This window comes from Pseudoalteromonas sp. S2755 (assembly GCF_005886535.1).
Taxonomy (GTDB): domain Bacteria; phylum Pseudomonadota; class Gammaproteobacteria; order Enterobacterales; family Alteromonadaceae; genus Pseudoalteromonas.
On record NZ_PNDS01000043.1, the window covers coordinates 38,985 to 48,795 of the forward strand.

The following is a 9,811-nucleotide window of genomic DNA, read 5'->3' on the forward strand; positions in this document are numbered from 1 at the left end:
CCTTAAGCGTGAAAAGTGGTTATTATCCTTGCAACTGAGATTGGTCAAAGTTAGTATCCATCCGAAATTCGGATAGGTTAATCATTATGCATTGGACACTCGATCAACTTGAAGCCTTTGTCACCGCAGTAAGGCTGGGGTCATTTTCAGCTGCGGCAAGGCATTTGGGAAAAGCGCAATCTCGTGTCAGCACCTCAATTGCCAATCTGGAAGCTGATCTAGGTTTTGCACTCTTTGACCGCTCAGCCAGACTACCAGTGTTAAATCAAGCTGGTCTCGATCTGTTTAAAGAAGCCGAAGCGGTGCTTATGCAATGTCAGCGACTGCAATCAAGAGCCAATTCACTTAATTATGGTGAAGAGGTGTCTCTCACCGTTGCTATGGATGAAGCTGTACCCATCATCGCATTTGAGTCTTTGTTTGAACGACTAGCTCAGCAATTTCCGCTATTAAAATTAGCTATTATCAACGGCTCCCAAGACGATATTGCGCAATGGGTGAGTGCAGAAAGGGCTGAGATAGGCATTTTATTTCACCAGAAACCATTACCAGAATCGCTGGATTTCACCTCAATTAGCAGTTTTAAACAAGTCTTGGTCTGCTCCCCTCATCATCCGCTTGCACAACACCCAGCCCCGAGTATTGAGGAGTTAAATCTGCATCGACAGCTTGTAATACGTGATCGTATTGGAAATACTCAGTCACAAGCCATATCTACAAGTCACTGGCATATCGATAGTTACTATTACATCATGGGTTTAGTGATTAGAGGGGTTGGTTGGGCGTTGGTACCTGAGCATGTTGTCAACACGCCGTGGTATATGGGCGAACTCGTCGAGCTGTCAACCGAGCATATTCCTAACCCTCTAATTGTCGAAATGGGTATAGTACAACGTAGAGACCAAAGTAAAGGACCTATCGTCCAGTGGCTCCATAACGAAATAGCAAATTTATTCTGATCTTCATGCTTGCGTTAGACTTAAACTATATTTGCTGCCGTTAAGCTGGCGTTTTTAGTAAACAGATGGTTAAATTAGCGTGTTTTGGATAAATCGCTTTTAGTGCGGTAGCATAGGTTCGCGTATACGTAGTAGAGTGGCATATAGCCAGCACATCATATTTAGGAGATCGTAGTCTTAGCATTTAAGACCGCAGTCAGGATACATTATGTTTGATAAAAATACGCTTATTGAAGCCTATGAAAATGTTTTAATTACACTTATTAAAAAGCGCATCAACGAACTACAGTTTTATGTAAATCAAAGCGCCTACTCGCATATGTTATTATCTGTTGAGTTTTGGCATTACGATGTAAATTGGAATATCTACAGCCTGCCGGAAAGTCATTTTGAACAGCATAAAAACGTTGCCTCAGATGAATTTATTATTTTATCTGACTTTGAAGAGGACTGCCCAGAAGTCGCTAAGTTAAGAGATATTTTTGAGAGTTGGGAGGATCTAGAGCTCACTGAAGATGAAAATGAGAATATGGATCTGTTGTTCAAGCTATCTCATGAAGCGCTCGCCGAGGCACTATGCGGAAACGAAGTAAAACCAATATTACTAGACATCTTTGCTGAAAATAAGGCGCTAAAAAATAAACCGCTTAACGAGCTTATCAAAGTAGAAGATCCAGACGGACGTTTTGATCTCAACTTTGTAGAAACTGTTGCTTAATAAACCGTCAAGTAAGCCCAGAAAATATGCTTAATGGCTTGGGTTTAAGCTAGTGAACTTCATTGTGTAAACCCTTTTTGTAAAGGGGCTTTACACATTAGCTGGTCTCACGCGCTTTTGTGATTGCAGCTTGGATCGCAGCTTTAGCCTGTGGGCTGTTTTTCCAACAAGTTGTTCGTAACATTGAAGCGACTCGCTCTGCAATTTCTTCAACTTCATAAGTCGCAAGCTGGCTCAAACTGCAAATACCGATTTCTTCAAAACGCTTTATCACTGTTGGGCCGACTCCTTTGAGGGCTAGTAAGGTGTTTTTTTCACTGTCAGAGAAAACCATAGTTCAGCTATCCTTTTCTTTATCAAAACGGTCAACATTAACGCGATAATATTGAAATTCTAGCATTATCTTGGCTTGAGAAGTCTGGATCAACGTAAATATGTATTCTTGTGATAAAATTATCAGAGAATTCGAACACATTACCAAAACGGCCAGATGAAATTTGATTATCCGGCCTGTGCGCATCATCACGCATCACGCCGCTTTCTTGCCCTTCAACAGCAGCGATTTCTCCAGACACAATGAAATTAAAATACGCAAAATAACATCAAATGGCGACAACCAGCCCCAGCTTGCTTTTCTCTACACAATGCACACATTGTATACCTCGAAAGGGAATGGTAACTTATTGATGAATATAAGCTAAAATCGATTTAAAGGGAGTTCAATGTTCAAGCTAAGACCATTCCGAGCCAATGATGTCGCCAATATAGTCGCGATTTTGAACGATCCTGATGTTGTTCGGTATTTATCAACAAAAATTCCGCAACCTTACACCGAGCAAGATGCAATATGGTGGATAAATGAGGGAAGTAAACACGGCCATATTCGAGCGATATGCGATGGTCAGCAGCTTATCGGCTGTATAGGTGTTAATCCTGGCGAGTTTGAATATCAGCGCTCTGGTGAAATAGGCTATTGGCTCGCAAAAAGTCATTGGCGTAAAGGAATTACTCATAAAGCCATTTTGCACATTACCTCAGAGGTATTTAACAAGACCAATATTGAACGGATCTTTGCCGCAGTATTTGACGACAATCATGCATCAATGAGGCTACTAGAGAAGTCAGGTTTTGAGCAAGAGGCGGTGTTAAAACGCGCTATATTCAAAAATGAGCGTTTCTACAACAATCACATTTTTGCCTTATTAAAGCCTTAAATGAGCGGTTGCTTAGTTCAACCGTAAGTAGGCTACTCAAGCAATCAAGTGGCTCCGTACTAACCTAGACCAAAGTAAGCACTATCTCTAGCGACTCAATCTGCTTTTTTAAGCTTGGATTGATTTCTTCATCGGTAATAATTGTGTCAATTTCGTGAGCAGTAACAATCTGATAAGTAGCGACTTTATCTAGTTTATTACTCGGTCCCATAATCACAGTGTGATCGCTTTGACGAATAGTCGCAGAGAGGATCTCCGCTTCTTCAATATAGCTTGCACTAAAACCGTGGTGAATATGGAACGAGCAAATCCCCATAAAAACAATATCAAAACGGATCCGTTTCACCATTTCGATCGCCGTCATGCCTACCACCCGCATTGCTGGTTTAAACATCGGGCCGCCCAATAAAATCACATCCACCAGCGAATGATAAGCCAACTCTTTGGCGATCAGTGGACAACCCGTAACCACAGTCAACGGCATATTTTTAGGTAAGTGTTGTGCCAAATAACGGCACGTCTCGCCAGAATCAATCACTATCGTTTGTCCAGGCACGAGCATCGCTAAGGCAGGTTCAATATAACGAATTTTACTGGTATCGGGTTTATCTAAACGCTCGATATAGTCAGGAGTATTATCCTGCAGCGCTAAAGCGCCACCATGAACACGCCGCAGGAGCTTAAGCTCAGCCAGTTTGTTTAAATCCCGACGGATTGTGTCTTCGCTCACATCAAGCGTTTGCGCCAAGGACACTGAGGTGATCCGCCCTTGTAAATTAAGCTGATCGAGAATGAATTGATGACGTTCTGCCAATAGCATTGCATGTTCCTGCATGTTTTTGCGTAATTTTACTTGAAAAAGATCGAGATACAAGCGTATTATTTGCACATACATGCATGATAAAGCCGGTTTAATATAAATAAACGCCTGTTTATGCATGAAACATTATCATAAGGAGTAAAAATGGCACTTAATTCACTCAACCTGAACCATTATCAGGGATTGATATTCGATATGGATGGCACACTTGTAGATTCTGAAGTTGCAGTACGACAGGCCGTCGCGCCTTGGTGTGAGAAACATCATGTCGATTTAGAAATGGTATTAACTACGGGCAGAGGTGCACGTTTCAAAGACTTTATAGAGCAATTTACTCCGCATTTAGATTGCCAGCATGAAGTCGAGCTGTTGGAACAAGCAGAAGCCGACCTTGCTCATACCGTCACAGCCATTCCTGGAGCTAAATCGTTTTTAAGCGAAATAAAAGCACAGCAACGCAAGTGGGCCGTTGCAACTTCTGCAAATCGTCACAATGCAATTGCACGACTCACCACGGCAGGTTTACCTATTCCTGAAATATTAATTACCGCAGATGATGTTGGGCAAGGTAAGCCTCACCCTGAGCCATTTTTATTGGCGGCCAAACGACTATGAGTTGCAACCTCTAAATGCCTTGCATTTGAAGACTCAGATCAAGGGGTAAGATCCGCACTTAGCGCAGGCTGTGACGTAGTCGTGGTTAACCGTTTTTGCACTATTCACCATGACCATATTGTTGCCCGTATCAATCACTATCAGGATATCTACTTATCAGAGGAAGTAAGCGAATGAAAACATGGCTGGCAGGCTTTTATCAAACGAAAGATACCTACTGGGATTTCGCCGGAGTGTTCTTCGGCGGTATCGGTTTTATCGCATTATTCGGCCAGCTACTTAGCGAGCTTGAGCGCCAAGGCCCAACCAACTTGTCCTTTACGTTTTTAATCGGGTATGTAATGGTGTTTAGTTTCTGGCTGATGTATGGGCTGAGATTTCAGCGAATGGCAATCATTGTTACTAATGTACTTTGCCTACTTTTACAGATCTTAATTTTACTCACTGCCATTTTGCGTTGAGTAGTTGGCAAAGCGAAACAGCTTTGCCAACTCATTTAGGACGGTTTTCTATTTGATTGGAAACCCATTCACGGGCCCAGATATCAGCTCTCATTGGATCACAACACCCCATACTGCAATTTAACTGCCACACACCTCAATCCAACCACAACTTAGGAGATGCTCGCTCCGATGCAATGGCAAATTGCTCAACCCAATCGATTAATTCCTCAATCGCCATTGGTTTGGCATAAAAGTACCCTTGCACATACTGACAGCCCAAGCCTTTTAAGCAATCTAGTTGTCCTTGTTGTTCTACGCCTTCGGCTATCACTTTGAGCGACAAACTCTCCGCCATCGACAAAATCGCGTTGACCAAAACGGCAGCATCTTGGTTTTGATCTATATCTTGAATAAAACCTCGGTCGATCTTTAATATATTGATGGGGAAGCGTTTAAGATAGCTAAGCGAAGAGTATCCAGTGCCAAAATCGTCGATTGCTAAGTTGACCCCCGTTGCCCGCAGGCTTTGCAACCAAGCGGTTACGGCTTTATCATCTTCAAGTAAGATGCTTTCTGTGATTTCAAGCGTTAGGTTCTCTGGAAAAAAGCCTGATTGCTGCATGATTTGTTTAATGATAGTGGCGTTAAAGCCGAGTCGATACTGCTGACTCGAGACATTTACCGTCAAATAACAATTCATGCCGAGCGCTTTATTTAACCTGCGAATATCATTACATGCCTTAGCAAGTAACCACTCACCAAGAGGAGCAATAAGGCCGCTTTCTTCAGCGACCGGAATAAATTCAGCAGGAGAAATATACTGGCCGAAATCAATAGGCCAGCGCATGAGCGCCTCGACACCATATAATTTACCCGACACCGTATCGACAATCGGTTGGTAATGTACGGTTAAGCGCTGATGTTCAAGCGCAGCTCGGAGCAGCTGCTCCAGTTCAACTCGCCGATTCACCTGCTGCTGCATTTCTTGAGCAAAGAAATGATACTGATTGCGCCCCGCCTCTTTTGCTTTATACATGGCTAAATCGGCAAGTCGTAATAGCTCTTTTTGATCTTTTGCATCACTTGGTAAAATCGCGATCCCAATGCTTGCCCCAGTAAATACCTCAAAGCCGTTGATCACAAATGGTTCGCTCAGTGCTTTGACAATTTTATCGGCTACTTGAGCAGCATGATCCGGATGCGCAATTTGGCTCAATAATAATACAAACTCATCTCCACCAAAGCGGCTCAAGGTATCGCGTTTACGCAGCAGGCCGTTTAAGCGCTTAGCTACGGAGATAAGTAAGGCATCTCCGGCCTCGTGACCCATGGTATCATTGACACGCTTAAACCTATCTAAATCAATAAATAACACTGCACTTTGATGATGAGTACGGCTCATGCGTTTAATATCTTGCTCAATGCGCTCAAGTAATAACGTTCTATTCGGCAGTCCGGTCAACACATCGTAATAGGCTTGATATTCAATCTGCTCTTCTTGCGCTTTGCGCTCGGTCATATCAGACAATATGGCAACGTATTGCTGCACAAGCCCTTTGTCATCATGCACGACACTGATTGCTAGCCACTCTGGATATAAAGTACCGTCTTTACGCTTGTTCCAGATCTCACTCGCCCACTGTCCGTGCGAGTTGAGGGTACTCCACATCTGTTCATAAAAATGTTTGTCATGCTTACCTGAACTTAAAATATTAGGTCGTTGACCAAGCACTTCATGTTCTTCGTATCCAGTAATTTTGGTGAAAGCAGGATTGACCGCGGTGATCTCAAGTTTTGCGTTGGTGGTCATGATCCCTTCTTGCGTTGCATTAAATACCGCCGCTGCGGTTTTAAGCTGTGCACTTGCGCTTTTTTGTGCAGTGATATCTTCTTTGATCGCAATAAAGTTAATGATTTCCCCTTGTTGGTTTTTAATCGGGGAAATAGACGCATACTCCCAATAGTAATCTCCAGACTTACGGCGATTGTAAAACTCACCACGCCAGACTTTGCCTTGTTTGATGGTTTGCCACAGCGCTTTGTAGTCGGTAAATCCTTGTTTGGAGCCTAGTACTTTGGGTGTTTGTCCTTTCACATCCTCAAGTGAATACCCAGTAACTTGTTCAAACTTAGGGTTAACGTATTCAATGCGAGCACGAGGGTCAGTGATCACAATAGAAGAGGGGCTTTGCTCAATAGCATGGCCCCACTTGCGAAGCTCTTCTTCCGCTTGTTTAAAAAGAGAGACATTAACACTCACAAACACTTGGCCATTATTATGTGTGTTCGTTTGTTTTACCTGTAACCAAGCGCCAGATTCGGTTTGATGCAAATTGGCGTCGGAGTTAAAAATTTCTCCAAACTGCCGCTGCCACTCTTCTAGTTTGCGTGGCATTTTCTCACTATCAGTAATTGCGAAATGATTACGCCAAGCACTGTTACAGAGCAGCAAATTGCCGCTGCGACTAAAAAGAGCAAAGCCTTCGGTTAAACGCGCAACGGCATCGGACAAAGTTTGGCTGGTGCTTAGAATTTTATTTTTGGCCACATAAAGTCGGTTTGCAAACACAATCAAGAGCAAAAATAGCACAATGGTCAGCAGTAAGAGTAATTCACTTTGATGCTTGGTTTTTTCTATGGTTTCACTGTGGTGCTGGCTATATGCCGCGTAAAGTGCTGAAAAAGCTTGGTCACTCGGCAAAGACAAAAAGCGTTGTTTTGCCTTTTTTAATTCTGCACTGTTAGCAAGGGCAACATTAAAATGCTGATAGATAAGCTGCTCTAAGCTACTTTCAGAGTTGGTGGTCAGTAAAGGCTCTGCGACAAATTCGTAGAGCTGACCCAACATTAAATTCGCAAGCATTCTATTGGCGTGGGTTGCCAGTTCGGGCTCACTCTGCTCCAGCTCGATTAGTAACTCGGGGAGATAAAGCAGGCTATTTTTAATATTTGCAGCCGCAGTTTTAATGGATTCGACTTGCAATACTTTATTGCTGAGTAGCTGACGATAGGCATCAAATTGCTGGCGAATGTCGGGTGTGGCGTCTGCAAATAATGCATCCCGCTCGGGTGTATTCAAAGCGTCAATGGCATGCGCTAATTGCGCTAACTCATCATATTGATTGAGCTGTGCACTAAGCATTTGTAACACCGCGGCATCTAGTTTGGCATCAATACTTTTGGCTTCAAAGAGCAGGGTAACTCGTGATTGGTGTGTTTGACTACTGAGCTCTTGTTGCGAGTAAAAGTACGCAAACAGCGCAATTGGCGCGCACAGCAATAATGCTTGCACACCAATGAAGGCCTTATTCTTCATTCGTGATTTTCCAAATCCATTTCGTGGTGATGTCCTGCTAGGCTGTCAATAAAGGCAACTAGCTTGTTAATATCGGAGTCTGAGATATTGCGGCCAAGTTGGTATTTGGCCATGGTCGAAACAGCGGCCTCTAGGCTGCTATGACTACCATCGTGAAAAAAGTACGCTTGTTTGCTAGCAAGTCGCAAGCTCGGTACTTTGAACACAAAGCGATCTTGCTCATTGCCAGTAACGTTATAACGGCCATAATCCGCTTTTTGAATTGGCGTGTTTCTATCGCCAAAATAATCACCAAAGGCGCCCATTTTGGCAAACATATTGCCACCAACATTGCGCCCTTGATGACAACTAATACAACCATACCGTTTAAATAGCTCATAACCGGCAATAGCCGACTCAGGCAGCTTTATCCTGCTATCCTTAAGCCATAAGTCAAACGGCGCATTAACTGTGATTAACGACCCTTCAAAAGCCGCTATTGCATCTTTTACCGTGTGCTTCGTTACTCCCTGCGAGTACACTTTAGTAAATTGCGCAGCCAGTGCTTTATCTTGATTTAACTTAGCAATGACTTCTGGCCAAGTCATATCATGCTCTTTGGGGTTTAAGATGGGTGAGTCGATTTGATCATAAAGCGATTGCGCACGGCCATCCCACGCTTGACGGATATTAAAAACTGCATTGTAAACGGTCGGAGTTTTTAGCTCACCAAGTGCACCATTAACACCACTGGAAAGGGGCTTTACATCTGCGCCATGACTGGGAAGTTGATGGCATGACGCACAGCTAACCTGATTTCCTCGAGAAAGTCGCTTATCAAAAAAAAGTGTTCTGCCCAAGCTGACTTTGTCGGCATCTAGCCCTATTGCTGGCTCAAGTGGCAGAATTGGCTCATTTGCAGCTCCCAATAATGGAAACGCAAAAAGTAATAAACTCCAAATTCGCATACACTCCGCCCAAGTTGCCATCTTGCTGTAAAAGATAGCAACATTCGGCATTGCAAATTTTGATTTAAAATAAGCTTAGCAATAGAATTTGTGTGTTTTTATTCACTCACCCCACACGGCTAGACTTGTCACTTCACTCAGCCAGTTATCAATTACCTCAGGAGTGGCTAAGTGCGCAGGGCCAAATAGCGTATGTTGAGTTGGCTCTATACCACAAAATCCCAATGTCCCATGTTCTAGCTGAGCCATAAGCCCAGCAGCAACTTCTTGCAAATAAGTTTGCGGCGTGTCTGAGGTGAGAATGACTCTTGCGGTTTTATGCGCTAGAAGCTTTTCAATTTCAGTGCCGGCCTCACTGTATTTAAAAGCAAAGCCTGGAAGTAATGCTCTATCTATTAGCCCTTTGAGCTTGGCTGGTAACGCCAACCACCAAATTGGGCTTACTATCACAATGTGCTGCGCCCACAATAAGTTCTCTTGGAATTGCTTGAGGCATGGCTCTAATCGTTGGCTTGCTTCATAGCCATACATCAAATTGATTTCAAAGTGCATCTCACTCAGATCCATTCTGCGTACTTGATGTTGGGTGCTTGCCGCTTGCTCATAGCTTGTAGTGATAGCGTGGCACAAGCTTTTAGTTTTGGGGTTGCCGTTTAGTAGCAGTATTTTTTTCATCGTCGTTTCCTTATCACATGACTGAGAAACGAGTGTACTGTCTCCCCTTAACGGGAGAGTCAAGTTACTCTACCTGAGACTAGGATAACCTGAGCTGCGGATAA

General features: G+C 43.4%; 11 protein-coding genes. 5 read left to right on the top strand and 6 right to left on the bottom strand.

All coding sequences use genetic code 11. The annotated features are described in order from the left end of the window. Positions 1-86: 86 nt before the first annotated feature. Both CWC03_RS08760 and CWC03_RS08765 read left to right on the top strand, forming a co-directional pair. A complete protein-coding gene (locus CWC03_RS08760) occupies positions 87-959 on the top strand; it encodes a LysR family transcriptional regulator (protein WP_138581483.1) in 873 nt (290 codons plus the stop codon). A 208-nt stretch (positions 960-1,167) separates the two neighbouring features. Beyond that, complete coding sequence (locus CWC03_RS08765) at positions 1,168-1,677, top strand: hypothetical protein (protein WP_138581485.1); 510 nt, start codon at positions 1,168-1,170, stop codon at positions 1,675-1,677. Positions 1,678-1,774: 97 nt separating this feature from the next. Here CWC03_RS08765 and CWC03_RS08770 read toward each other — a convergent pair whose 3' ends face one another. Then, positions 1,775-2,011, bottom strand: coding sequence for a helix-hairpin-helix domain-containing protein (locus CWC03_RS08770; protein ID WP_138581487.1), 237 nt, complete (start codon positions 2,009-2,011; stop codon positions 1,775-1,777). A 37-nt stretch (positions 2,012-2,048) separates the two neighbouring features. Beyond that, positions 2,049-2,252: a nuclear transport factor 2-like protein gene (locus tag CWC03_RS08775; protein WP_249313986.1), complete on the bottom strand. Its 204-nt coding sequence runs from the start codon at positions 2,250-2,252 to the stop codon at positions 2,049-2,051. A 147-nt stretch (positions 2,253-2,399) separates the two neighbouring features. On the opposite strand from CWC03_RS08775, the gene CWC03_RS08780 reads away from it, so the two are divergent. Continuing rightward, complete coding sequence (locus CWC03_RS08780) at positions 2,400-2,891, top strand: GNAT family N-acetyltransferase (RefSeq protein ID WP_138581489.1); 492 nt, start codon at positions 2,400-2,402, stop codon at positions 2,889-2,891. Between the two features lie 64 nt (positions 2,892-2,955). Here CWC03_RS08780 and CWC03_RS08785 read toward each other — a convergent pair whose 3' ends face one another. Next, complete coding sequence (locus CWC03_RS08785) at positions 2,956-3,711, bottom strand: DeoR/GlpR family DNA-binding transcription regulator (protein ID WP_138581491.1); 756 nt, start codon at positions 3,709-3,711, stop codon at positions 2,956-2,958. A 144-nt stretch (positions 3,712-3,855) separates the two neighbouring features. On the opposite strand from CWC03_RS08785, the gene CWC03_RS08790 reads away from it, so the two are divergent. Continuing rightward, positions 3,856-4,326: an HAD hydrolase-like protein gene (locus CWC03_RS08790; protein WP_249313987.1), complete on the top strand. Its 471-nt coding sequence runs from the start codon at positions 3,856-3,858 to the stop codon at positions 4,324-4,326. A 173-nt stretch (positions 4,327-4,499) separates the two neighbouring features. Further along, positions 4,500-4,787 (top strand): hypothetical protein, encoded by a 288-nt coding sequence (locus CWC03_RS08795; protein ID WP_138581493.1) that lies wholly within the window; start codon positions 4,500-4,502, stop codon positions 4,785-4,787. Between the two features lie 136 nt (positions 4,788-4,923). On the opposite strand, the gene CWC03_RS08800 is transcribed toward CWC03_RS08795, so the two are convergent. From CWC03_RS08800 to CWC03_RS08810, 3 genes are all read right to left on the bottom strand, one after another. Beyond that, complete coding sequence (locus tag CWC03_RS08800) at positions 4,924-8,085, bottom strand: EAL domain-containing protein (RefSeq protein WP_138581495.1); 3,162 nt, start codon at positions 8,083-8,085, stop codon at positions 4,924-4,926. After that, positions 8,082-9,032: a cytochrome-c peroxidase gene (locus CWC03_RS08805; RefSeq protein ID WP_138581497.1), complete on the bottom strand. Its 951-nt coding sequence runs from the start codon at positions 9,030-9,032 to the stop codon at positions 8,082-8,084. The genes CWC03_RS08800 and CWC03_RS08805 overlap by 4 nt, the downstream gene beginning before the upstream one ends. Positions 9,033-9,134: 102 nt before the next feature. After that, a complete protein-coding gene (locus CWC03_RS08810) occupies positions 9,135-9,707 on the bottom strand; it encodes an NAD(P)H-dependent oxidoreductase (protein ID WP_138581499.1) in 573 nt (190 codons plus the stop codon). Between the last annotated feature and the right edge of the window lie 104 nt (positions 9,708-9,811).